General features: G+C 75.6%; 1 protein-coding gene and 1 pseudogene. Both read left to right on the top strand.

Going from position 1 to position 1,006, the window contains the following annotated elements:
• Positions 1-717, top strand: a 717-nt coding sequence (locus H5J30_RS35650) for a class I SAM-dependent methyltransferase (protein ID WP_181791922.1), incomplete at its 5' end; no start/stop codon positions are given.
• 11 nt (positions 718-728) lie between these two features.
• Positions 729-1,006: pseudogene (locus tag H5J30_RS35645) on the top strand (hypothetical protein); the annotation flags it as partial.

The following is a 1,006-nucleotide window of genomic DNA, read 5'->3' as shown; positions in this document are numbered from 1 at the left end:
TACGAGACCGGGCGGGACGAGTACCTCGACCGCCCCGGCGACCCCGCCACCGCCCGCCGCGTCCTGCGCGGACTCGACCGGTTCCAGCGCCTCACCCTCGGCTACCGCATCTGCGCCCGCCTCACCGCCGCCGAGTTCGGCCCCGCCCGCCGCCCCCGGGTCCTCGAACTCGGCGCCGGGAGCGGGCGCTTGGCGTACGGGATCCTCCGGGCGCACCCCGCCGCCCGGGTCACCGCCAGCGACGTCAACCCGCGGGTCGTCGCGGAGCTGCGCGCCGGGCCGCTGGGGCGGCATCCGCGGGCCCGCTGCGCGGTGGTCGACGCGACGGCGATCGACGCCCCGGCGGGCGCGTACGACGTGGCGGTGATGGCGATGTCGCTGCACCACCTGGCGCCGGACGGGGTCGCGGCGCTGCTGCGGGAAGGGACGCGGGTGGCGCGGACGCTGCTGCTCGTGGACGGGTGGCGGCATCCGCTGTGTCTGGCCGCGGTGCCGCTGATGTTCCTGACGGGCGGCCCGGCGCAGGCGCACGACGGGTTGATCAGCCTGCGCAAGGTGTACAGCGCCGCCGCGGTCCGGACGCTGGCGGGGATGTGCGGAGCGCCACTGACGGTGCACACTCGGTTCGCACTGCCGGGGTATCTCGTCGCCACCGCGAGGCGGTCGTCGTATGCCCCGGCAACTGCCGTCCCGTCCCGTCTTCGCACCCGAAAGTGAGCCGTAACGGTATGCCCACGAGGACCCAGCTCCTTCCCGCAGCCCACGACGACAGCTTCGACACCCCCGGCACCGACACCGCCCGCTCGGCCATCGCCCGGTTCCGCAGTCCGCTGACGCGGATGCTGCTCGGCGGCGACGGCCTGACGACCACGCTGCTGGAGTCGTGGGCCGGCGCGCCGCTCCATGTCGGCGACGTGACGCTCCGGTTCGTCCGCCCGGAAGCGGCCCCGCGCGGCGCCGCCGCCCTGCTCGGGACCGAAGGCGACGTGCTCGTACGGCACTCGAC

The organism is Streptomyces phytophilus (genome assembly GCF_013870535.1).
GTDB lineage: Bacteria > Actinomycetota > Actinomycetes > Streptomycetales > Streptomycetaceae > Streptomyces > Streptomyces phytophilus.
Note: the sequence above shows the minus strand (reverse complement) of the source record. Positions and strands in the feature narration are given on the sequence as shown.